The 22,394-nt window shown below is 63.8% G+C and carries 18 protein-coding genes; 4 read left to right on the top strand and 14 right to left on the bottom strand.

The features are described from left to right. Window positions 1-21: 21 nt before the first annotated feature. Genes NCR98_RS16535 through NCR98_RS16475 form a run of 13 tightly spaced genes read right to left on the bottom strand, consistent with a single transcriptional unit; the run spans window position 22 to window position 11,805 of the window. Window positions 22-1,257 (bottom strand): NAD(P)/FAD-dependent oxidoreductase, encoded by a 1,236-nt coding sequence (locus tag NCR98_RS16535; protein ID WP_250526701.1) that lies wholly within the window; start codon window positions 1,255-1,257, stop codon window positions 22-24. Beyond that, window positions 1,250-2,215, bottom strand: coding sequence for a VOC family protein (locus NCR98_RS16530; RefSeq protein ID WP_250526700.1), 966 nt, complete (start codon window positions 2,213-2,215; stop codon window positions 1,250-1,252). Before NCR98_RS16530 ends, NCR98_RS16535 begins: the two co-directional genes overlap by 8 nt. Window positions 2,216-2,225: 10 nt before the next feature. Next, window positions 2,226-3,716: an aldehyde dehydrogenase gene (locus NCR98_RS16525; protein ID WP_250526699.1), complete on the bottom strand. Its 1,491-nt coding sequence runs from the start codon at window positions 3,714-3,716 to the stop codon at window positions 2,226-2,228. A gap of 15 nt (window positions 3,717-3,731) precedes the next feature. Next, the gene (locus NCR98_RS16520; protein ID WP_250526698.1) at window positions 3,732-4,556 is read right to left on the bottom strand and encodes an aspartate dehydrogenase; all 825 of its coding nucleotides are present in this window, start codon (window positions 4,554-4,556) and stop codon (window positions 3,732-3,734) included. Next, the gene (locus tag NCR98_RS16515; protein WP_250526697.1) at window positions 4,549-6,216 is read right to left on the bottom strand and encodes a thiamine pyrophosphate-binding protein; all 1,668 of its coding nucleotides are present in this window, start codon (window positions 6,214-6,216) and stop codon (window positions 4,549-4,551) included. The genes NCR98_RS16520 and NCR98_RS16515 overlap by 8 nt, the downstream gene beginning before the upstream one ends. Further along, window positions 6,209-7,018 carry an SDR family oxidoreductase gene (locus tag NCR98_RS16510; RefSeq protein ID WP_250526696.1) on the bottom strand — a complete coding sequence of 270 codons (810 nt, stop codon included), beginning with the start codon at window positions 7,016-7,018 and terminating at the stop codon, window positions 6,209-6,211. Before NCR98_RS16510 ends, NCR98_RS16515 begins: the two co-directional genes overlap by 8 nt. Further along, on the bottom strand, window positions 7,015-7,881 hold the full coding sequence (locus NCR98_RS16505; RefSeq protein WP_250467011.1) for an IclR family transcriptional regulator: 867 nt from the start codon (window positions 7,879-7,881) through the stop codon (window positions 7,015-7,017). Before NCR98_RS16505 ends, NCR98_RS16510 begins: the two co-directional genes overlap by 4 nt. A 17-nt stretch (window positions 7,882-7,898) precedes the next feature. Then, on the bottom strand, window positions 7,899-8,756 hold the full coding sequence (locus NCR98_RS16500) for an alpha/beta fold hydrolase (RefSeq protein WP_250526695.1): 858 nt from the start codon (window positions 8,754-8,756) through the stop codon (window positions 7,899-7,901). A gap of 8 nt (window positions 8,757-8,764) precedes the next feature. After that, the gene (locus tag NCR98_RS16495) at window positions 8,765-9,292 is read right to left on the bottom strand and encodes a cupin domain-containing protein (protein ID WP_250467008.1); all 528 of its coding nucleotides are present in this window, start codon (window positions 9,290-9,292) and stop codon (window positions 8,765-8,767) included. Between the two features lie 33 nt (window positions 9,293-9,325). Further along, complete coding sequence (locus tag NCR98_RS16490) at window positions 9,326-10,081, bottom strand: SDR family oxidoreductase (RefSeq protein ID WP_250526694.1); 756 nt, start codon at window positions 10,079-10,081, stop codon at window positions 9,326-9,328. After that, the gene (locus NCR98_RS16485; protein WP_250526693.1) at window positions 10,074-11,132 is read right to left on the bottom strand and encodes an aromatic ring-hydroxylating dioxygenase subunit alpha; all 1,059 of its coding nucleotides are present in this window, start codon (window positions 11,130-11,132) and stop codon (window positions 10,074-10,076) included. The genes NCR98_RS16490 and NCR98_RS16485 overlap by 8 nt, the downstream gene beginning before the upstream one ends. A 45-nt stretch (window positions 11,133-11,177) precedes the next feature. After that, the gene (locus NCR98_RS16480) at window positions 11,178-11,486 is read right to left on the bottom strand and encodes a recombinase-like helix-turn-helix domain-containing protein (protein WP_250467002.1); all 309 of its coding nucleotides are present in this window, start codon (window positions 11,484-11,486) and stop codon (window positions 11,178-11,180) included. Window position 11,487: 1 nt separating this feature from the next. Beyond that, a complete protein-coding gene (locus NCR98_RS16475) occupies window positions 11,488-11,805 on the bottom strand; it encodes a non-heme iron oxygenase ferredoxin subunit (RefSeq protein ID WP_250467001.1) in 318 nt (105 codons plus the stop codon). A gap of 463 nt (window positions 11,806-12,268) precedes the next feature. Here NCR98_RS16475 and NCR98_RS16470 point away from each other — a divergent pair, with 463 nt between their 5' ends. Then, window positions 12,269-13,342, top strand: a complete 1,074-nt coding sequence (locus tag NCR98_RS16470; protein ID WP_250466999.1) for a porin — start codon at window positions 12,269-12,271, stop codon at window positions 13,340-13,342. Here the strand turns inward: NCR98_RS16470 and NCR98_RS16465 are convergent. Further along, window positions 13,339-14,220, bottom strand: coding sequence for an IclR family transcriptional regulator (locus tag NCR98_RS16465; RefSeq protein WP_250526692.1), 882 nt, complete (start codon window positions 14,218-14,220; stop codon window positions 13,339-13,341). The two genes, NCR98_RS16470 and NCR98_RS16465, sit on opposite strands and share 4 nt — an antisense overlap. A gap of 377 nt (window positions 14,221-14,597) precedes the next feature. Between NCR98_RS16465 and bcsA the strand changes: the two genes are divergently transcribed. From bcsA to NCR98_RS16450, 3 genes are read left to right on the top strand one after another with little or no spacing between them, the layout of a single operon-like run. After that, entirely contained in the window at window positions 14,598-16,970 is a 2,373-nt protein-coding gene (gene bcsA, locus NCR98_RS16460) for a UDP-forming cellulose synthase catalytic subunit (RefSeq protein ID WP_250526691.1), read from the top strand. A gap of 13 nt (window positions 16,971-16,983) precedes the next feature. Then, window positions 16,984-19,302, top strand: coding sequence for a cellulose biosynthesis cyclic di-GMP-binding regulatory protein BcsB (locus tag NCR98_RS16455; RefSeq protein ID WP_250526690.1), 2,319 nt, complete (start codon window positions 16,984-16,986; stop codon window positions 19,300-19,302). After that, window positions 19,283-22,105, top strand: a complete 2,823-nt coding sequence (locus tag NCR98_RS16450) for a cellulose synthase subunit BcsC-related outer membrane protein (protein WP_250526689.1) — start codon at window positions 19,283-19,285, stop codon at window positions 22,103-22,105. Before NCR98_RS16455 ends, NCR98_RS16450 begins: the two co-directional genes overlap by 20 nt. Window positions 22,106-22,394 lie beyond the last annotated feature (289 nt).

Here is a 22,394-nt window from a genome sequence, read left to right as displayed (position 1 = left end):
GGTAAAGGGGTGATGGTTGTCTCAGGCGAGCGCTTTCGCGGTGTCGGCGAGGGCGGCGAGGTCCACCGCGCGTCCCTGGCTCATCCATTTCTTCGCGACCTTGAGATCGCGCGCCGCGTTGATCGCAATCACGCCGCGCAGCGCGTCGCCATCGAAGAAGAAGAGCGAAGCTCGGCGCGCTTCGAGATCGCCACGTACGACATGTGTGTAGCCGGGCGCGATATCGCCGAGAATCTGCAGATTGACGTCGAATTGATCCGACCAGAACCACGGAATTTCCGCATACGGCGCGCGCACCCCGAGTACGGCGCGTGCCGTGGCAATAGCCTGATTTTGCGCATTGGCCCACGATTCGAGCCGCACGCGACGCTTGAGCCACGCATTAGGATGATTGGCGACATCTCCGCAAGCGAACACGCAAGCGTCCGACGTGGCGCCGAATTCGTCGACGACGATGCCATCGTTCACGTCCAAACCCGCATGTTCGGCAAGCGCCGTGTGCGGATTCAGGCCGATGCCCGCAACCGCAAAATTGGCGTCGTGCGTGCTGCCATCGGCGAGTTGCGCGCGCACGCCGCCTGCATGGTCTTCCAGCGATACGAGCGATGCATTCAAACGCACGTCGACACCGTTATCGCGATGCAGACGCAACAGAAACGCCGATACCGCTTCGGGCACCGAGCGCGCGCATAGACGCGACGCACCTTCGATCACCGTCACATCAACGCCGAGCTTGCGCGCGGTCGCCGCCACTTCGAGACCGATCCAGCCGCCGCCGATCACGAGCAGGCGCTTGCCATGCGACTCGCGCATACGCGTGCCGAGCGCGACGGCGTCGTCGAGTGTGCGCAAGTAGGCAAGATGCGAGGTCTTCACTAGCGCGTCCGGCAGACGGCGTGCCGCGCCGCCGGTCGCGATCACCAGGCGGTCGTAATGCACTTCGCGGCCGCTCGCCGTCCGCACGACGCGCGCTTCGCGATCGATCGATGCCGCGCATTCCGGCTGCCACGCTTCGACATCGAGCGAAGCGAAGGCATCGTGATCGACGAGACGCACGGTGCTTATGTCCGCATCGCCCGAGAGCACGGCCTTCGAAAGCGGCGGACGCTCGTACGGCAGATGGATTTCATCGGCGATCATCACGAGCCGGCCATCGAAGCCTTCCTTGCGCAAGGTCCTGACGATCCAGCCGGCCGCCTGTCCGCCACCGATGACGACCACGGTGCGTGGCGCGTCGAGCACGTTCGAATCAGCCATTTTTACGCTCCGTCATGAACTTGCCTTCCGGCGCCTTCGCGTCCTTCTGACGGCGCGTGTGGCCGTCCAGCCCGCCATCCACGGCCCATTCGGCGAAGACCGTCGGACCTGGCTCGAAATCGCGCGGCTGCCATTCGGGCGTGAGCATGTCTTCATCGGCGTAATACTCGATGAGACCGCCCGCCGGATTTTTGAAGTACCAAAAGTACGCCGATGAAACCGGATGCCGCCCCGGTCCAAGCTGCGTGGCCCAGCCGCAGCGGCTGATATGCAGGCCGCCGCCGAAGACTTCGTGGATGTCGCGAACGGTGAAGGCGACGTGATTCAGGCCGCGTTTGCCATCGGGCAATTGCAGAAGAAAGATGTCGTGGTGCCCGCCGTGCGGCGCGCAACGCATGAACGCGCCGCGACCCGGGTAACGATCGGAGGTCTCGAAGCCGAGCAGCTCGTGATAGAACTTCTCCTGCTCGGCCACGCAGTTCGTGAAGAACACGACGTGTCCCACTTCCACGGGTTCGGCGCGATCGTAGACGGGGCTCGGTGTATCGACACGCAGCGTCTGTCCCCACACGTTCGAAGGCGAACCCTTCACGTCGAGCGCGCGTTTGGTCGTGACGACCACGCGTATCGACATGCCGTTCGGGTCGATACAGGCGACCGCGTCATCGGTCTCGAAGTGACCCGGCTGACCCGCGAAGCGTGTGCGCAATGCGTCGAGCTCCTCGCGCGTGGCGACGCCCCAGGTCACTTCGCGCAGCGTTGGACCGGCTTCGAAGGCGGGCGGCAACGCGGGGTCGTCGGCGAGCGCGAGTTGCACGGCGCAACCGTTGAGCGTTTCGAAGCGCGCGCGCGTCTCGTCGTGGGCGACTTCGCGCAGACCCCAATCCGCGAAAAATCGCCGGCAGGTGCCGAGATCGTTCACGCCGTAAGTGATGCTTTCAATGCCAAGGATGGTCATAGCCGCCTCTTCAGTTCGCCCACGGCAGCGGGGCGTCGTTCAAGCCCCAGTAAAGGCTCTTTTGCTGCATGTATTCGCGCAGGCCCAAATGGCCTTTTTCGCGTCCCATGCCGCTGTCCTTCCAGCCGCCGAATGGCGTCGAAATCGAGAATTGCTTGTAGGTGTTGATCCACACGGTGCCGGTTGCAAGCGTGCGGGCCGTGCGCCACGCGCGCTTGTAGTCGCGCGTCCAGATGCCTGCGGCAAGACCGAACACGCTGTCGTTCGCAGCGCGGATGAGCGCGTCTTCGTCGTCGAAGGGCAGGGCGGCGAGCACCGGGCCGAAGATCTCTTCCTGGCACATGCGCGCGTCGTTGCTCAAATCCTCGATGATCGTCGGTAGATAGAAGAAGCCTTTTTCGCGGCCTTCGCCCGTGGGACGTTCGCCGCCGCACAACACACGGCCGCCTTCGGACTGACCGAGCGCGACGAAGCGTTCCACGGTCTCGCGATGCTGCGCCGTGATGAGCGGACCCATCTGCGTGTTCTCGCGCGTCGGGTCGCCGACACGCAGCTTGCGCGCGCCTTCCACGAGCCGCGCCATGAATTCGCCATATACCTTGCGTTCGACGAACAAGCGCGAACCCGCGATGCACGATTCACCCGACGAACTGAAAATGCCGTATAGCACGCCGTTGACCGCGTGATCGAGGTCCGCATCGGCATAGACAATGGTCGGAGACTTGCCGCCGAGTTCGAGCGATACCGGCATCAACTTCTCCGCCGCGAGTCGCGCGATGCCACGGCCCACTTCGGTGCCGCCCGTGAACGCGACTTTTCTGACGAGCGGATGGCGCACCAGCGCGTCGCCGATCACCGATCCCTTGCCCGGCAACACGCTCACCACGCCTCGCGGCACGCCCGCCTCCTCGCAGATGCGCGCCAGCGCCAGCGAAGCAAGCGGCGTCACTTCGGCGGGTTTGAGCACGACCGCGTTGCCGGCGGCGAGCGCGGGTGCGAGCTTCTGCGCATCGGAGGCGATGGGCGAATTCCACGGCGTGATCGCGGCGATAACGCCGAGCGGTTCGTGCACGCTCATCGTCAGATAGTCGCCGCGTGGGGGCGTCAGCGCTTCTTCGAGTGTTTCGAGACACGATGCGAAATAGCGGAACGTGCTGGCGGCGCTCGCGACGAGCGCGCGCGTTTCGCTGATCGGCTTGCCGTTGTCGCGGCGCTGCAATTGCGCGAGCGCTTCGTGGCGCGCTTCGATCAGGGCAGCGATGCGATGCAGCACCGCCGCGCGCTGATGCGGCTTGAGGCCGGCCCAGTCGTCGCGGCGCCACGCGCGATCTGCAATCTCCACGGCTTCGAGCGCATCGTCGGCGCTCGCCGTGGTGATCTCCGCGTTGACTGATTGATCGGCCGGATAGATGCTCGCGTAACCGTTGCCGCGGCCTTTGCGCCACTCGCCGCCGAGAAAAATCTCGCCAGACGAAACGAGCGAAGTGTCGGGATGATTCATGGTTCTACATGCTCCTCAAATGACGCAGCGTGCAGCGCGATTGCGCAACGCACGAATCGCGCTGAACGCGGTGAGCGCGGACGTCTTGGGATTCGACGGCAGCGGTTTGCCGCACATTTCGAGCGACATCTCGCCGAACGCGCCGCGCGCCACGATGCGATGCACGTTGCGTTCGACTGTCGGATCGGCGATCAGCGTGACGCGCGTGCCATCCAGCCCGAGGCCCGCGAGCGCGATGGTTGCCGCGACGTTCGCGTTCTTCGGATAGAGCCGCGCCGCATCGCGCGCCGTGCCTTCGAAGATCACGGTCTCGACCGTCAGCGCGTGCAGGTCGCAGACGCCTTCGGCGGGCGTGCCGAGCCAGCCGAGCGGCGGCTTGCGGCCGGTGTATTGCACTTCGTCGAGGCCGCCTTCTTTCGCCGATGCCAGCGCGTCCACACCGCCTATCGCGCCGGAAAGCAGCGTGAGCGTGGCCGCGCCTTCGTCGGCGGCGTGCGAGAGCGCGGCGAGCAGGTTTACGTCGGACAGCGCACCGATGGACGCCACCGCGCAGTCCGTACCCGACCTGAGCAGCGGCACCACGTGATCGACGAGCGCCGCATGGCCCGCGCATTCGAGCGCGAACTCGGGATGATGCGAAAGCGCATCGACATGCGATACGACATCGACGCCGTCGCCGAGCAAGGCGCGCACATTGTGGCGATCGCGCTCCGGCACGATCACATGCGAGATGCGCACATGCGGATCGTGATCGAGCGCGCGATACACCGCGCGGCCGATCGCGCCGAAGCCGATCATCGCGACATCGATCGCTTGATGGACATGTCGGGGATCACGCATATTCCGGCTCCTTCGGCTCTTCCTTTTTCACGGGCGGCCCGGCAAACGCGGTCGCGAACGAGCCGACCGAAAGCATGTCCACTTCCACGAGCACGGGACCGTCGATGGCAAGCCCTTCGCGCACGATCTCATCGGCCTGATCGAGCGACGTGATGCGGCGATGCGCGAGGCCGAGACTCGCGCAAAACTGCGCGAAATCCGGTTGATGCAGATCGACGAACATGCGCCTACCGCCGTACTGCGCGTCTTGAATGTTGCGGATGACGCCGTAGCACTGGTCGTTCATCAGTACGATCATGACGTTGGCTTTTTCCTGCACGGCGGTGGCGAGTTCGCCTACGTTCACCATCAAACCGCCATCGCCGACGAGCGCGACGGTTTTCTTCGCCGCGCACGAAAGCGCCGCGCCGATGGCCATCTGCATGCCCTGACCGATGCCGCCGCCTAGCGCATGCACGCCCGCGCGCGGGTTGAAAATCTTCAGCAGCCGATTGCCCCACGTGCTGTTCGAGATGGTGACGTCGCGCACCCAGTTGTAGTCGCGGCCTACCGCGCGTTGCAGCGAATCCACCAGACGCTTGTACGGCCCGAGTCCCTTCGATACTTCCGCCACCGCGACTTCCCGCGCGGCGGCAAGATCGCCCGCGAACGTCTGATCGACGCGCAAGCGGCCCTCGAGCAACGCGGCGAGTTCGTCGAGCACGGTGGCGGCATCGCCATGCACGAAGAGTTCGTTGCGGTAACCCCGGTTGTCGGCGAGTGCGTCGGCATCGATACGATAGAGCGGCCATGGCAGCGCGAGCTTGTACTTGAGCGTTTCGTTGCCGCGCAGACGCGAGCCGACGACCACGAGCGCGTCGCACGTCTTGTAAAACGCTTCGACGGAAGGATGCACGTTGAACGCGCCGAGCGTGGCCGGATGATCCTCGGGCAACACGCCACGCCCCTGCACGCTCGTGACCACGCCGAAGCCCAGCTTCACCAGACGCTCGACCGCCGCGCGCGCGTGACGCGTGCCGCCGCCAAGCCACAGGAGCGGGCGCTTCGCTTGCGTCAACGCTTCGGCGAGTTGCTGCACGCGCAGAGTGTCGTGCGTGAGCATGCCGACGTGCGGTGCGGCGAGGTCCGCCGGCCATTCGATCTGCGCCGCCTGAATGTCGATGGGAATCTCGACGCTCACCGGACCCGCAGGCGCGGTCAGCGCGACGCGCACGGCTTCGCGGATGGTCGGCAGCGCGGTCTCCACGGTGCGTACACGAAACGCCGCCTTGGAGATGGAATGCAGCATCGCCAATTGATCCGGCGCTTCGTGGATATACGCGAGGTCCTGGTCGAGATACTCGGTTTCGATCTGACCGGTGATATGCAGCAGCGCGGTGCCCGCCGTCAGCGCTTCGACCATCGCGCCTGCTGCATTGCCCGCCGCCGTGCCGGTCGAGGTGAACGCCACGCCCAGTTCGCCCGACACGCGCGCAAGACCGTCGGCCATGTTGAGCGCGCCGGCTTCCCCGCGTGCGCCGACGTAGCGGATGTTGCCGCGCCGGCCGATGGCGTCGAGGATCGGCATGTTGTGGATCGAGATGACGCCGAACGCCGTGCGCACGCCGCATTGTTCGAGAAACGCGGCGATCAGTTCGCCGACCGTGGTGGTTTTAGACATGTCGGGCAAAGCCTCCAGAAACATCGATATGACTGCCGGTCGTGTAGGACGACAACGGCGAAGCAAGATAAAAGAGCGCTTGCGCGGCTTCTTCGGGAAGACCGAAGCGGCCGAGCGGAATGTTTTTCTTCCGCGCGAGCTCGGCGGTCCATTGCTCCCAGCTCTGACGCGGTTCGGGCTGCGCATCGAGATAGTGTCGATAGCGGCGCTTCCACTGTCCCGATTCCACGATGCCGATGAGGATCGAATTCACGCGGATGCGCTCGGGCGCAAGCTCGGTCGCTAGCGACTTGACGAGACTTAACACGCCCGCACGCGCCGATGACGTCGCGACCATGTGCGCCTCGGGCTGCAGCGCGAGCAGCGAATTCACGCAGACTATCGCGGGCGAGGGCGCATCCTTCAACATCGGCAGGAAAGCGCGCGTCGGACGGATGATGCTGAAGTACTTGAGGTCGAGCTCGTCGCGCCAGGCGTCGTCGGTGGTATCGGCGAAGGTGGACACGCGGCCCTGTCCCGCGTTGTTCACCAGCATGTCGACGCGGCCGAAGCGCTCCATGACGCGCGCCGCGAAAGCGTTCACCTGTTCGGCATCAAGCACGTCGCAGCGGGCCGCGAGCAACGGCGTATCGGGGAACTGGCGCTCGAGTTCGGCCTGCGCGGCGTCGAGGCGTTCGCCGTTGCGGCCGCAGATGGCGACTGCCGCGCCCGCGCGCAGGAAGAGTTGCGCCGTCGCGAAGCCGATACCAGACGATCCGCCCGTGATTACCGCAACCTTATCCGTGAGATCGATCTGAATCATTGCAACCCCAGAGACTTCATATAGCGGCTCGACGCGGCGGTCCGCGCGGCCGGACGATAATTCAGACGCATGGAGAGCGCATCGGCGGCTTCGCGGACCCGGTCGATGAGACCGCTTTCGAGCAGCGCGGCATCGATCTCCGGACGCGGGATCGTCGTCGTGATGACGGCAACGATGCGCCCCGTGTCGTTACGCACCGGCGCGGTCACCACCGAAATGCCGCGCTCGAACGATGACTGGCTGGTGGCGAAACCGCGTTCGGCGTCTTCCTTCACGCGTTCGAAGAGTTCCTCGACCGTTTCTGGCGTCGCCTTCGTAAAGCGTTCCAGATGCGGCTCGGGATAAAGCGCGCGTAGCTCGTCGAGCGAAAGATCACCCATCAGCACATGACCGTGCGTGGTCGCATGAGCGGGCAGACGCGTGCCGACATTCACCTTCACCGAGCTGAAGATCGGCGCGTGACTTTGCGCTTTCGCCACGAACACGACATCGCGGCCATCGCGAATCAGGATGTGGCTCGTGAGGCCGGTTGCATCGCGCAAAGCCTCGATCACGGGCAAGCCGAGATCGGTCAGTTCGAGCGAACTGAGGTATTCGAAGCCGAGGCGTAATACGGCGACGCCCAGCCGGTAATTGCGGTCCTTGTCCGCGCGCTCCAGAAAGCCCAGCGATTCGAGCGTTTGCAAGAGGCGAAACACCGTCGTGCGTGGAATGCCCAGACGCCGCGACAGTTCGGGCGCGCCAAGCACAGGCTCACGGGGCGAGAATTCGGTGAGAATCTTGAGGCCGCGTTCGAGTCCCGGCACGATGTAAGTCGGTTCGGCCTTGTCGGCGTCGTCTGCGCCGAACGTCTCCGGTTTCATTGTTTGTCCTTCGTCTTTCATGGTCGATCCGCGCTAGTGCAAAACGATTCGATCAGCGCCGTATAAGCGCCGGGCGTTTCGACATAACCTGCGTGGCCCGCGTGCGGCATCACCTGCAAGCTCACGCGTGCCGCTTGCGCGATGCGCTCGCACGCAACGGGCGGCGTGATCGCGTCATGCGCGCCGACGGCCACGGCCACGCGTCCTTCATAACGTGCAACGTCCGCTGCAAGATCCGCGTTGGCGAGCAGATGCGTCGCTTGCGCATAGCCGGCAGGAACGATGCGCGCCATGTTCCAGCGCACCCAGTCGCGCGCGGCATCGTCCGCATCGGGCGACAGCATGTTGGCGCTGCGTTCGCGTGCAAGGCCTTGCGCACCCAGTTCGGCGAGCATCGCCAGACGCGCGTCGCGTTTCTTTTCACGCTCTTCCTTCGATGCCGCGCCATATCCCGCCGCCGGCGATATCAGCAGCAAGCCCGCGACGCGCCCTTGCATGCGCGCTGCAAACGAACCCGCGATGATCGCGCCGAGCGAATGACCGACAAGCACGCAACGCGGGATATCGAGCGCATCGAGCCATGCCGCAAGCGCTTGCGCATAATCCGCCGCATGCGGCTGCGCGCTTGCCACGGGCGTCGATACGCCATAACCCGGCGTGTCCCATGCGAACACACGGCGATGCGCGCCGAGTGCGTCGAGTTGCCTAAGCCACGACGCCGCGCCCGAACCGATACCATGCAGAAGCACCACGGGCAGGGTGCGCAGGTGCGCGGCACCTGCCTTGTGATAACCCGTGACACCATGAGCGGTATGGATACGCGCTTCGGGAAACTGCGCGAGCGCGTCGAGGTAGGTGAGCGTGCGAGCGGTCATGGCGGGTCTCAACGCTTGAGCTTGGCGAGCGGCGAGTCCGGCGGATACGTCGGCGTAATGGGCTTGGCCGCGCCGAGCATCACGCACATGAGCGCGTCTTCCTCGCCGATGTTGATCTCCGTGCGATACACGCCCGGCGGCACCGAAATGAGATCGCGCTCGCCGATCACCGTTTCCCAGGTTTCGCCGTCCTTCTCGCAAACCACTTTCATCTTGCCGCGCAATACGAAGAAGATTTCCTCGACGTCCATGTGGATATGGCTCGGTCCGATGTTGCCGGCGGGAATGACCATCGTCGAGAAGGTGAAGCCGCCTGCGGGAACCGTGTTCATGTCCTTGGCGACACCGGTGCCGCCCGTGCCGACATAGCGCATCTGCGCACGGCGATACTTCGGGTCGTAGTCAGCCTGAAACTTAAGCGCGTCCCAGTCGTAGCGCCGCGTGTCGAGGCGCGCGACGCGCGTGGTCATCCATTGATCGAAGCTCGCGCCAGCGGGCTGCTCCCACGATTTGCGTTCGATATCTGCATCGGCCATCGTCAATCTCCAGGTGTTCGAATGAGGTAGAAGTCAATTCATCGCGAAGCCGCCGTTGACCGGCAGCAATTGGCCCGTCACGAAACGCGCGGCGTCCGAGAGCAGGAACAGCACAGGGCCGTTCACGTCGTCGGGTACTTGCGCACGCGTGAGCGCGCGGCCCTTCAGGTAATACTCGTGACGCTCGGCGGGAACGTAGGCGGTCGCCTCGACTTCGGTGAGGCCGGGCGCAATGGCGTTGACCGTCACGTTGCGGCCGCCGAATTCGCGGGCGAGGGAACGCGTCATCGCAATCACCGCGCCCTTGCTCGCAACGTAGGCAAGAAGCTTCGGTGCGCCCCACAACGCTGTATCCGAAGCGATATTGACGATGCTTCCGCGCCCCGACTCCGCGAGATGCGGCAGGCATGCCACACTCATCAGCCATGCGCCGCGCACGTTGACGTTCATGACGGCATCCCAGGTCGCGGGCGTCAGCTCTTCCGCGGACTTGCCGCCCGAGTTGGTGATCGCGGCGTTGTTGATGAGGCCGTCGATACCGCCGAGCGTCTGCACGCTCGCCGCCACGCACGCTTCGATGCTTGACGGGCCTGCCAGGTCGAGCGCGATGAAATGCGCGTCGTGGCCCGCTTCTCTGAGCGATCGCGCGAGCGCTTCGCCTTCGGCACGCAGGACATCGCCGAAAGCGACCCGCGCGCCTTGTTTGGCGAGCGCCGTGACGAACGCTGCGCCGAGTCCGCGAGCGCCGCCGGTCACGAGTACGCGGCGGCCTTTGAGCGCGTCACGCATGAACGTGCTCCGCGTCCTTTGCACTCGTTTCCAGCGCGGCCAAATGCTGCTGCGCGCGTTGCTTCAGAAGACGCCGAACGCGCGTCATGCCGACATCGTGCTGATAGAGAAATTCGTGATCGCGCGCGTTGGGCGCAAGGCTTTCGAGCACGTAGCGGTCTTGTTCCAGCACGGCCCAGTGCAGCCCTTCCAGACGATTGCGATACAGGAAACGCCATGCGTCGCGCTGCCAGCCGGACACCTTGCGTGTGCGCCAGAAGTAGACCTGGCAGTTGTCTTCGTCCACGGGCGTCGCAAAACCGATGATGCCGAAGTTGCCGCCCGGGCCGAACTTCTTCTTGTAGGGAATAGCCAGGCGCATCCACAGACAGGCGGTTTCGCCGAGTTCCACCCAGTCGAAATTCACGTCGCGCTGATTCACCTTTTCGAACATGAGACCGGTGTCGGTCTTGCGCACGCGCATGTCGGCCTGCTTGTCGCCTTCGGCCATCGAATGCGAGGTCGCGTGAAGATATGCGCCGTGCATCGGGTCCATGACGTTATCGATGGCGTACTGGTAATTGCACTTCCAGTGCGACATGCAAAGAAAGCTCGCGTATTCCTCGCCGACGAGTTCTTCCGGCAGCACGAGCGGCGCGGGTTCCTGATTGGCGTCGTCGCCGAACCAGAGGAAGATCGCGCCGGCGCGCTCCTCCACCGGATACGACTTCACGCACTTCTGTCCTTCGAGCGGGCACGCGGAAACGGCCGGCACTTTCTGCACGGTGCCGCTGCCATCCACTTCGATACCGTGATACCAGCACGCCACGCTGCCGCCGAGATTCCACCCGAGCGACAGCCGCGCGCCGCGATGCGGGCAGCGATCTTCGAGCGCATGTACATGGCCTTCGTTATCGCGCCACAGGACGATCTGATCGCCGAGACGCGTGAGCCCGATAGGCGCATTCGCCACTTGCCAGCTCGGCGCCACGGGATACCAGTAATTACGCAGACCGCGATCCAGATAGCGCTGGACGGGATCGGCGGTCGAGATTTGCTTGAGGGACGTCATGGGGATCTGCTCCGGATTCGATGTCGTTTTGTCAGTGCCGCCGCGTCATTCCGCGAGCGTGCGCAACTCGGCGGCGAGACGTTCGGTGGTCCAGGCCGCGCCTTCCGGCGTGCGAAAGCCATCCTTGTTCAAGCCTGCGGCCACCTGATCGAGTTCCAGCGCACCGGCTTCGAACACGCGTTCGAGGGCATCGCCGAAATCGTTCTCGTACTGGGTCGGTTCCGCCTTGCGCGTCTGCCAGACGAAGTTTTCGGTTTGTCCGGGCTGCTCGATCACGCCCTTGCCCGCGACGTTATTCGGTTGCGGCGCGAGCCACGGCTTGAGATGCGGATTGAAGCTCACGATTTTTTCCATGTCACGCCACCTTGATCTGGATTTCTTCACCGGCCAGACGCACCGAATACATCTTCAGGTCGCGTCCGCCGGGCTCTTTCATGCATTTGCCCGTGGGGATGTGAAACACCGCTTCGTGCAGCGGACATTCGACGGTGTCGCCATCGATAAAACCCTGCGTCAGCAGCGCATACGCGTGCGGGCAGACGTTTTCGAGCGCATACACCTCATCGCCGACTTTGTAGATGCCGATTTCCGCGCCGTCGTCGAGCTTGAACTCGATCGGCGCGTCTTCCGACAGGTCGCCGGCATGACCGGCGCAACGCCACTGTTCTGCCATCTCTCACCTTCCTTGGGATCGTGTTGCGTTCCACCTAAGGAACATCAGTTTATGTATGGGCATTATAGGAGTGCTTTTGCCGCGACAAAATAAAAATCCGCCGCTCTAGGTGAAAACACCGAAGCTGCGTCTTAAAAATGTGCGTTCGATCTCGCCTCCAACGCGCCTAGAGTGCGCTTCGACGTTGATTCAGAAGCATTTTTCCTGCCGGAGTGACGATCCTGTAGCCCCGTTGGACGTTTCCGACCGCGTCGCAAAATTATTATTTCCGCGCTAAAAAGCTCACTATACTTTCCATAGGCAGGACGTTGATCCTTATATGGAACATAAATATGGATCAGCGCGATGCCTTCCGAAGCACGGTCATCGAAGGCCGTCCGGGATGCGGTCAAGCGCTACGAAACGGCAAAGGAAAGAAGCGGAACGGGTCCGCTCTTGAACCACACGGTTAGGAGGACGAAGGGTGAAGCACATCATCGCAGCGGGGCTGCTCGGAGCCGGGATCGCAACCGGCGCGGCGGCGCAAAGTACAGTGACGCTTTACGGCAGCCTCGATGCCGGCATCGCGTACGTGAACAACGTGGGCGGACATCCAAAGTGGATGGAAGAGCAGGGCAACATGCAGCCGGATCGTTGGGGCTTTCGGATCGTCGAGGATCTGGGCGGCGGGCTTAAGGCGGTGGCGCAACTCGAAAACGGCTTTTATACGAATACCGGAACCTTCGCGAAGGCCAACACGCTGTGGAATCGGCAAGCCTACCTCGGTCTCGATCAGAACAACGTGGGCACGCTGACGTTCGGGCATCAGACGCCATTCAGCTTCGACATGCTCGGACCGCTTTCGACGGCCTATCTCGCGGCAAGCTGGTACGCGTTCCATCCGGGCAATCTCGACGAACTCGCCGATACGGGCGTGGTGCCGTACGACAACTCGGTCAAATTCCGCTCGGCGAACTTCTATGGCTTTTCCGCCGGCGCGATGATGGGCCTAGGCAACACGACGAACTTTTCCACGGGCAGGAACCTCGGTTTTGGCGTCTCGTATGCAAACGGTCCGTTCAAGGCGGCCGCGACTTACGCGAACGAGCATAACCGCACCCCGTCCATCGTCACGACGGGCATCAACACCTTCCAGGGCGTTGCATCCGCGAGTTACGTGGCGGACAAGCAGGAAGTGATGGGCGCGGGCGCGTCATACGAGATCGGCAAGTTTCTCGTGCATGGGCTTTATACGCGTGTGAAGCTGGAATCGAATGGCTTCTCGAACACCTTCCAGTCCTACGATGCCGGTCTCACCTACAAGCTCATGCCCGACAACTGGATCGCGGGCGGCGCGGCCACCACGACTTTCGCGGGCGGACGCTGGACGCAATTCGAAATCGGCGAGATCTATTTGCTGTCGAAGTCCACGCAGCTATACGTCAATGCGCTCTACGAGCACGCCACGTCGGGCGCCAAGGCGGCGTTCTTCACGGCGGGCGTGTCGAGCACGGCCAATCAGGTGATCGTGCTCGCGGGCATTCATCACTCGTTCTAGCGGGAGAGGAGCCGCGCGGTCGGATCGTCGGGCGATGGGCGGTAGTTCAGCCGCGCGGACAGATCGATGGCCGCGCCGCACACCGCTTCGATAAGCGGGCGCTTCTCCTCGTCCCGCCCGATGTCTGAGCGCGGCACGGTCGCCGTGACGGCCGCAACGATGGCACCCGCGCGGTCGCGCACCGGCGCCGTGACCACCGAAATGCCGCGCTCGAACGACGCCTCGCTTAGACCATAGCCAAGCGTCGCGCACTCGCGGACGCGCTCGTACAGTTCATCGACGGTAACGGGCGTGCGGTCCGTGTACTGCTCGAGCCGCTCTTCCGGATAAAGCGTGCGAAGCGCCTCGCGCGTCAGGTCGCCCATGAGTACGTGACCGTGCACGGTCGCATGAGCGGGCAGGCGCGTGCCGACCTGCACCTTCACCGAACTGAACATGCGCTCGTGACTCTGTGCCTTGGCGATAAAGACCACGTCACGCTGATCGCGGATCAGCAGATGCGTGGAAAGGCCGGTGGCATCGCGCAGGCGTTCAAGCAACGGTGTGCCAAAGTCGGTCAGTTCGAGCGAATTCACATATTCGAAGCCGAGTCGCAAGACCGCGACGCCCAGCCGGAAATTGCGGTCGCCATTCACGCGTTCGAGAAAGCCGAGCGATTCGAGCGTCTGCAAGAGGCGAAACGTGGTCGTGCGTGGAATGCCGATGCGGCGCGACAATTCCGGCGCGCCGAGCACCGGCTCACGCGCCGAAAATTCAGCAAGAATGCGCAGGCCTCGTTCGAGCCCTGGCACGAGATAGTTGGCGCCTGCCGTGGACGCGTCCGCTTCCCCGTCGGGGCGGAAGTCCGCGTCGGTTTCATCTTGTCTGCCTGAAGCCATGATCGGCGGTCGTCTTCATTGTTATTCGAGAGATGGCAATGATAACGCGCGGGCTGACTAGGCAAGCCGATCGTCGAAAGTGCGCGTTTGCGATTCGACCTGCGCGCCCCCCCGATATCGAGAGCACCGAAAAGGTGCTTTCCATGCTTTCCACAAGCGAATGTCGGTACTTCTTTCATATAAAAATCATTTTCAAACCGAAACCGCTCTTTGCCAGGAAACGTTTGCTCAGGATTTCTTGCGACCTGCCGTTAAGTGAATCAGGCGCCTTGTTCTCCTTGGTTCTTCTCCGTATGGGCGGAACGCGCCGATGCCAATGGGGCAACGCACGGTCTTAAGGACCCGTGCCTTGATTCGAATCAACGCGGGCGAGATTAATGAGTGTAGCGACCAGGTTGAATTTCACGCCGCGTGCATTGCGGCCGCCCGCGCGCGAGATGCCGAGCGTCGGTGTCGAACACGCGCCACCGCCTCGACGGCCCGGCGGCTTGCCGACCTGGGTCATCGTCGTGGCATGCGTCGCGGCATTCGCGGTCGTCGCCGTGCTGGCGATGGTTCGCATCGACCTCGAAGCGCAGTTTTGCCTGGCGTTCGCCACGCTCGCCGTGATGGTCGTGCTGCGCCGCTCGCGTTTCATCGAACACACGCGACTCTTCTTCCTCTTGTGTTCCGCTTTCCTTTCGATGCGCTACGTCTGCTGGCGCACCACCTCGACACTTGGCTATAACGGTTTCGCCGACTTCATCCTGATGATGATGATGTACGGCGCGGAACTCTACGGCATCGTGCTGACGCTGGGCGGTCTGTTCGTCAATAGCCGGGCGCTGGAGCGCCCAGGCGTGCCGTTGAACCGCTCGGCCGGCCCGCTGCCGACCGTCGACGTCTACGTGCCTTCGTACAACGAGCCGCCGGAGATGCTCGAGATCACGCTGCGCGCCGCACTCGACATGCGCTATGACCGCGAGCGCGTGAACGTTTACTTACTCGACGATGGCGGCACCGAACAAAAGCGCACGCAGACCGATCCGGTCAAGGCTGCCGCCGCGCAGGAACGCGCCTTGACGCTCTCCCTGCTCGCCGCGCGGCATGGCGCACAGTACTTGAGCCGCGAGCGCAACGAGCACGCTAAGGCGGGCAACATCAACGCGGCGCTCGCCAAAACCAGCGGCGAACTCATCGTGATCTTCGACGCCGATCACGTGCCGACCGCCGATTTCCTCGAAAAGACCGTCGGTCATTTTCAGCGCGACAGTGAGCTGTTCCTGTTGCAGACGCCGCACTTTTTCAGCAATCCCGATCCGCTCGAAAAGAACCTCGGCATGTTCGGCAAGATGCCGCCCGAGAACGAGATGTTCTACTCGGTGATTCAACGCGGTCTCGACTTCTGGAACGCATCGTTCTTCTGCGGTTCGGCGGCGGTGCTGCGCCGCAAGTGTCTGATGGAGATTGGCGGCATTACGGGCACGTCGATTACCGAGGATGCGGAAACGGCGCTGGTGCTGCACGCACGCGGCTATCGGAGCGCCTATCTGAACGAACCGCTGATCGCCGGATTGCAGCCGGAAACCTTCGCGAGCTTCGTCGTTCAGCGCGTGCGCTGGGCGCAGGGCATGATCCAGCTTCTTCTCTTTCGCAATCCGTTGCGCATGAAAGGGCTCAAGCTCGCGCAGCGCATCTGTTACTTTTCAAACGCGTTCTTCTGGTTCTTCTGCTATGCGCGCGTCGTGTTTCTGCTCGCGCCCGCACTGTATCTGCTGTTCGGTTTGCAGTTCTATAACGCGACGCTGCCCGAGTTCTTTGCATACGGTCTGCCGCAGATGGCCGGCGTGATCCTCACGACGGATTATCTCTTCGGCAAGTATCGCTGGACGCTCATCTCCGAAGTCTACGAAATGCTGCTGTCGTTGTTCTCGCTGCGCGGCGTGATCGCCGTGCTGCTCAATCCGCGCGCGCCCACCTTCAACGTGACGCCCAAGGGCGAGCAAAGCGACGCGGATCAGATTTCCGAACTCGCCGGGCCGTTCTACGCGATGTATCTCGGCGTGCTGATTTCCGCCATCGTCGGCGTATGGCGTCTGATCGACGGCGACACGCAGCGCGGCGTGATCGCTTCGTCGGTTGCGTGGAGCGTGCTGAATCTCGTGCTGCTCAATGCGTGTATCGGCGTGCTGTACGAACGCCGTCAGCGCCGCGTCGCGCCGCGCGTCCCCGCCGACATTGCCGGCACGCTTCTGCTGCCGAAGTCCGCCAACGCGGATGCGGCAACACCCGTCCGCTCGTTTTCTCCGGCGTTCGGCTGCCATATCGTCGATCTCTCGGCAGGCGGCGCGAAGCTCATCGTGCCATTCGACGCCGAGTCTTCCATTCCGCGCGGTTCGCCCGCGACGCTCGATGCCTTCGATGCCGCGCGTGGTTGCCACAGCCAGTTGCCGGTAATCGTGCGCGGCGTGTTCGAGCGCGGCGACGGCACGTGCGCGGTCGGCGTCGAGTTCGCCGATCGTAGCGTCGAAGGCTTGAGCGACCGCGTGTCGCTCGTCTATGGCGACAGCGGCCGCTGGCGCAGTTTCCGCGACGGCCGCAACAAACGCATCGGCATCCGGCGAGGTCTCGGCCTCGTCGTGCGGCTCGGCACCGTGCACGCGCTCGCGCACTACCGGACCTTTTTCACCGCGCTCCTGCGCTATGTCGCGAAACGGTTGTCGCAGCGACGGCGTGATCTGCGTGGCGTCGTCACGCAAGCGAAGTCTTGACTGGATCTTCACCATGTTTGCCATTCGAAAAACCATGATTGCCGGCTGGGCGGCGTGCGCGATTTTCGGCGCGACGGCAGAGGCGGCATCGCATGCGCCGAAAGCCGCATCCGCGCCGCTCGCGGCCAATGCCGACGCCACCGCCAACGCAAACGCGACGGCGGCATCGTCGCCCGTGTCGCTTGCGACCTACGCGAATCTGTCGGGCCCGATGCGTATCGTTGGCGCGTCCGCTTCACGTTCGGTCAGCGTGCCCGTGTCTGCGCGTGAAGCGGTGCGCGGCGCGACGCTGCATCTGGTCGCGTCCAACTCGGTGTCCTTGCTCGGGGAACGCTCGCAGCTCGTCGTGCGCGTCAACGATCGCGCAATCGCACAGTTTCCTCTTTCGCCGCGTCAGCCGGAACTGACTGCCGACATCCGCGTGCCCGCCGAACTGCTCCGCGCCGGTTATAACAATTTGACCTTCCAGGTCGCGCAGCATTCGACCGAGAACTGCGAAGAACCGAATGCGCCGGAACTATGGACCGAAGTCGATACCAGCGCGTCGACCTTTGCCGTCGATACGGAATTGCGCCCGCTCACAAGCACGCCGCCGCAGCTTGCCACGCTCGACGATCTGATCGATCCGAAGCAGAACGCGCAGCGCTCCATCGCGATCGTCAACGCGGCCCATCCGGTGACGGACTCGCAGCTTTCGAGCGGCGGTCTGCTTGCTCAGGGCGTCGCGTTGCGGCTGCGTTACAGGAATGCCGATCTGCGCGTGCTCGATGCGCAAGCGGGCGAGGGCGCGGGCATGTTGCGTGGCCTCGATCTCGCGTCGCTCGCCAACGCCGACGTACTCCTGATCGGCAAGCGCGACACGCTTGCGCCGTATCTCGATGCAGCCATGCTGGAGCGTATCGGCGGCGCGTTTCTCGGCGTCTATCCGAAGCCCGACGATCCGCGACATTTCGTGCTGCTCGTCGCGGGACGTACCGATGAAGAAGTGAATCTGGCCGCGCGCGTGTTCTCGCACGCGGAACTGCCGCTGCCGCGCCGCGCCGAAATGACGGCCGACGGTTTGACGGAAGCGCGCATGGACGGCGCGAAGGGTGGTGACGCGCTGTCCGGCACGAAGCCGTACTCGCTGCGCGATCTAGGCTTCCGCAGCACGACGCTCGGTGTGGGCTCAAGCGCCGATGTGACACTGACCTTACCCGCCGATGCCTACGCGCCGGAAAACGCGCAGGCCGTGCTGACGCTCAACTTTGCCGAAGGCGCGCGCATGCGTTCGGACTCGGTGCTGAACCTGTACCTGAACGACCGCTTCGTGCAGGCCGTCGCGCTGGATCAGCAGCAGGGCGCGGTGGTCAACCGCTATCGCGTGTCCGTGCCGTTGCAGCGCTTCCAGCCGGGCGCCAACGTGCTCTCGCTGCGCCCGGTGCTCGTGCCGCTCGTGACCGATCGCTGCACGCTGCGTCAGTCGGCCAATCTGCAACTGTCCTTGTTCGACGATTCCACCATCGAGCTGCCGCCCATGCTGCACTTCACGAATCTGCCGGACCTTCGGCGTTTCGCGGAAAGCGGCTTTCCATACACGCGCCGCGCCAATGGCGCCGATCTCGCGATTCAGCTCAACGCGCGCGACGACGACACGCTGAACGCCGCGTGGTCGCTCCTCGGCAAGCTCGCGCAGAAACAGGGCAGGCCGCTGACCGCCGCGCAGATCACGGCGGGCGTGCCGGGCGTGGGCCGGCAGACCATCGTCGTCGGCGCGGGCGCCGAGTTGCCGCGCGCGGCGCTCAACGGCGCGCCGTGGGCGCCGGGCAAGTCCATGCGCTTTGCGAGCAACGAGCCCGCACCGGCCGAGCCCACGCTCGCCGACAGCATCTGGGCACGCGTGGCGGGCGTGTTCGGCAAGCCGGCCTACGCGGCGGACATCGCGCCCGACATGGTGCTCGACGGCGATATGAAGTTGTCGCGTCAATTGCTCGTGATGCAGTATCGCAGCGCCGCGAGCAAAACCACCGCGACGACCACGCTTTTGACGGCCGCGACGCCTGCCGAATTGCTGCATGGCGTGCAGCAGCTGATCGCGCCGCAGCACTGGGGATCGCTCGATGGCGACGTGAGCGTCGTCAGCTTCGACAGCGACGCGCTTTGGACGACGCGCGTGAGCCGTCGCTACGAAGTCGGCGAGATCGGCGCGTTCGATCATATCGGCTACGAAGTATCGGCACATCCGTGGATGGCTTACGGCGTGCTGGCCGGGGCGCTTGCGATGCTCGCGGCGCTCACGGCGTTGCTGTTGCGTCGTTATCACCGCAAGCATCATGTCGATTCGAGAAGCTGATCGGCGCAATGCGCTCGCCGAATTGCTCGTGCGGGAAACGGCCTTGTCGATGAGCGTCATCGGTCCGCGCAATCCTTACAGGATGGGTCGCGACATGCCGCGCCACCGTGCGCGCTTTACACCGGCTGTAGGTGCGCGGCTCGCGACGGCATTGCTTTGCGTTGCCGCGTTGCCGTCCGCCGCGGTCGCGGCAGGCGGGCAGGGGAACGTGGTTTCGGCGGAGCGTGGCGTCATGCCGGGAGTGGCCGCGAGTGCGGCTAACGCGGCCAGTTCAACGCGTGCGCCAGGCGTGAAGGGCGCAGCGAGTGCGGCAAACGCGAGGAACAGCGCGAACTCGACGAGCACCATCAAGGAAGTCCAGCAACAAGCTCAAACGAACGTTCTCGTGCACGCAATGCCGCGCACGCCGTCCGGCGATCCGACGGCGGCTCACGCTTCAAGCATGCGCACGCCCGCCATCAAAGCGCCCGGCGCGCCCGACGAGCGTCCGCTCTGGAACCTCTTGCACGCAAGGCGCCTCGCCGATTTCGACGCGATGCTCACACGCGTCGAGCGGCGTTTTCCTGCGTGGTCACCGCCCGCGAGCCTCGTCGCAGAACGCACCCGTCAGCAGCGTGACGCGCAAATCCAGCGCTCGCTCGCGGGCGATGTCGCCTTGCTGCGCGCGCAGATTGCCAGCGACCCCGATGCGTTCGGCTGCGCGCACATCGACCGTGCATGGCGAGCGGGCGAACTGCTTGCCGCCGCGGGCGATGACGGAGCGGTCTACGCGCTCTATCGGCCGATAGTCGCCGCTTGCACGTCCGATGTGAATCGCGTGGTCACGCTGCAGCGCGCGACGCAGCAGTTGCCCGCCGCACAGGCCGACGCATTGATCGACATCGAATGGAAGCAAGGGAGTCGCGGCGAGCCCGCCGCACGCGATTTCGCGCTCCTGCGCAATGCGCGCGTGCTCGATGCATCATCGACATGGGCGACGGACGCGGCAAGCACGAAGCGCACGCTCGCCGAACTCGCGCCGTCGATCCGCGACTCGCGCGATGGGCCGTCCGCCATGCGCGCGGGTTGGCTCGAACTCGCACAGAACGACTACGTCGCAGCCGCGCAATGGTTCGAATTCGCGAGCGACTGCGACAAAGCGACCTTGAACGACGCGATGCTGGGCCTCGCGCAAGTACGCATGGCGCAAGGCGATCTCGATGATGCCGAGCGCCTGATCGAGTCACCCTCGCTCGCCACCGATTCGCGTACGCGTCCGCTGCGCGCGGAAGTTGCCATGGCGCGTGCAAGCGATGCGTACCGGCAAGCGCGCTATCGCGATAGTCTGACGGCGCTCGACGCCGCGCAAGACGCGGGCGCGGCCGATGAACGCGTCGAGCCGTTGCGCGGCTGGAATTTCTTTGCGCTGGGCGACTATGCGCAAGCGGAGCGCGTGTTCGAGGCGAATTATCAGCAACATCATGACGACGACAGCGCCGAAGGCCTTGCGCTGAGTGCGAAAGCGCAAGGGCGTGGTCATCGCGCGACGCATACCGAAAGCGCCGATACGGGGCCGTTGCCCGCTTACACCGCGGCGCTCGACGCGCAGCATCTCTATTACCAGAAGCAGTTCGTCGAAGCAGAGCGCATGTGGCGCAATGCGATTGCGGGCAACGCCGACGCGCAGCGCATCGCGCACTATCTGCCCGCCGATCTCACCGGCATCGACGCGCCGTCGATCACCGCCGGTTTGGGCTGGGCGAATCACGCGGGCACGCGCGGCGAGAACCGCTTGACGGTGTTTTCGCCGACGCTCGATGCCGAATGGTTCGACGCATCGCGCTCATACGAACTGCGCTATCGCCAGTTGTTTCTGAACAGCGGCACGGGCAACGTCAACGCCGAAGAATTGCAGGGCAAGCTCACACAGACCGTGCGTCTGGGCGATGATCGCCTCGACGTCCATGCGATGGCGGGCGCAACGCAGGGCGGACCGTTCGGCGCATCCTTTCAGGGCGAGGCGGGCGTCGGCCAGACGACGTCGTGGGGCGCGTGGTCGGCCTATGCCGCGGCGTTGCCGGTGCGCGATTCGCTGCTTTCGTGGCGCGGCGAGACCGTGCGTCTTGACGGCACGAATCCCAACGCGAACGTCTTCGAATGGGGCCGCGTCACGCGTGCCACGACGGGCGGCAGCGCGCGCTGGCAGATCGGTGAGCGCTGGAACGTCAGCGCGGGCGGTCATCTGGACTGGCTGACGGGCCATGAGGTCGAAGGTAACGAAGGCTTAGGCGTCGATGTCGCGGCGAGCTACGATTTGCGTGCGCCGGGCTTCGACTATTTGAGCATCGGGCCTGCGCTGCATTACCTGGGCTATCGGCGTAACGAGAACTTCTTCGTGCCGACGCAGGGCGGCTATTACAGTCCGCAGAGATCGACCAGCGTGGGCGCGGCGCTTCAGTTTCTATCGAAGGAAGGCCGGTCTTGGCAGGTCTCGGGAAACATTGAAAGCGGCTGGAATTATTCGAAGCAATCGATGGGGTCGTGCTCGACGACCGAGGCCGCGAAACTGGGCGTGGTGATCGATTGCAGCGGCAGCAACGATCGCGGGCCTTACGCGCACGTTCAACTTGCGGGCGCGCTGCAGGTGACTTCGCGCTGGCAAGTGGGTGCGCTTGCCGATGTCAACGTGACGCCTGGACGGGACCGGCAAATTGCCGCTATTACTTACGTGCGGTACTTTTTGTCGCCGCGCAGTGCGGTGTTCAGTCGTGATCTGCCGCAAAGTGCGCGGGATTTGAGGCTGGCGTTTGATGAATCGCGGTGATGCGGTTGGGGCTTCGGCACGTCGGTTACGGTTTGTGGGTGATCGGCGTGTCGATGACGTTTCGCGCGACCGCTTTGATGATGGATTTGTCCGCTTCGGCGCGACGAGGTTGATTTGAGCTGGCGTTGTCGTGGTGCTTTGGCTGAAGACAGACGAGCTGATACGCCGGGCAACTCGTTACTTTACATAACATAAATTAGCAAACTTTTTGTTGTAGGTCCCAAGTTCAAATGTCGTGTTTCTGCCAAGTAGAGATGTCGCCTTTTGGCTTAAGTTCATTGCCGGACAA

It is taken from the genome of Caballeronia sp. GAWG2-1, assembly GCF_023631405.1.
GTDB lineage: Bacteria > Pseudomonadota > Gammaproteobacteria > Burkholderiales > Burkholderiaceae > Caballeronia.
The sequence above is the reverse complement of the archived record's forward strand: the minus strand, read 5'-3'. Positions and strand labels throughout refer to the sequence as shown.

Excerpts from the sequence above, each read along its gene's own strand:
- NCR98_RS16450 (WP_250526689.1), top strand. The coding sequence starts at position 19,283 with ATGTCGATTCGAGAAGCTGATCGGCGCAATGCGCTCGCCGAATTGCTC.
- NCR98_RS16490 (WP_250526694.1), bottom strand. The coding sequence starts at position 10,081 with ATGCGTGACGCGCTCAAAGGCCGCCGCGTACTCGTGACCGGCGGCGCT.
- NCR98_RS16475 (WP_250467001.1), bottom strand. The coding sequence starts at position 11,805 with ATGGCAGAACAGTGGCGTTGCGCCGGTCATGCCGGCGACCTGTCGGAA.
- NCR98_RS16505 (WP_250467011.1), bottom strand. The coding sequence starts at position 7,881 with ATGAAACCGGAGACGTTCGGCGCAGACGACGCCGACAAGGCCGAACCG.
- NCR98_RS16515 (WP_250526697.1), bottom strand. The coding sequence starts at position 6,216 with ATGTCTAAAACCACCACGGTCGGCGAACTGATCGCCGCGTTTCTCGAA.
- NCR98_RS16485 (WP_250526693.1), bottom strand. The coding sequence starts at position 11,132 with ATGACGTCCCTCAAGCAAATCTCGACCGCCGATCCCGTCCAGCGCTAT.
- NCR98_RS16510 (WP_250526696.1), bottom strand. The coding sequence starts at position 7,018 with ATGATTCAGATCGATCTCACGGATAAGGTTGCGGTAATCACGGGCGGA.
- NCR98_RS16495 (WP_250467008.1), bottom strand. The coding sequence starts at position 9,292 with ATGGCCGATGCAGATATCGAACGCAAATCGTGGGAGCAGCCCGCTGGC.
- NCR98_RS16520 (WP_250526698.1), bottom strand. The coding sequence starts at position 4,556 with ATGCGTGATCCCCGACATGTCCATCAAGCGATCGATGTCGCGATGATC.
- NCR98_RS16500 (WP_250526695.1), bottom strand. The coding sequence starts at position 8,756 with ATGACCGCTCGCACGCTCACCTACCTCGACGCGCTCGCGCAGTTTCCC.
- bcsA (WP_250526691.1), top strand. The coding sequence starts at position 14,598 with ATGAGTGTAGCGACCAGGTTGAATTTCACGCCGCGTGCATTGCGGCCG.
- NCR98_RS16530 (WP_250526700.1), bottom strand. The coding sequence starts at position 2,215 with ATGACCATCCTTGGCATTGAAAGCATCACTTACGGCGTGAACGATCTC.
- NCR98_RS16480 (WP_250467002.1), bottom strand. The coding sequence starts at position 11,486 with ATGGAAAAAATCGTGAGCTTCAATCCGCATCTCAAGCCGTGGCTCGCG.
- NCR98_RS16455 (WP_250526690.1), top strand. The coding sequence starts at position 16,984 with ATGTTTGCCATTCGAAAAACCATGATTGCCGGCTGGGCGGCGTGCGCG.
- NCR98_RS16535 (WP_250526701.1), bottom strand. The coding sequence starts at position 1,257 with ATGGCTGATTCGAACGTGCTCGACGCGCCACGCACCGTGGTCGTCATC.
- NCR98_RS16525 (WP_250526699.1), bottom strand. The coding sequence starts at position 3,716 with ATGAATCATCCCGACACTTCGCTCGTTTCGTCTGGCGAGATTTTTCTC.
- NCR98_RS16465 (WP_250526692.1), bottom strand. The coding sequence starts at position 14,220 with ATGGCTTCAGGCAGACAAGATGAAACCGACGCGGACTTCCGCCCCGAC.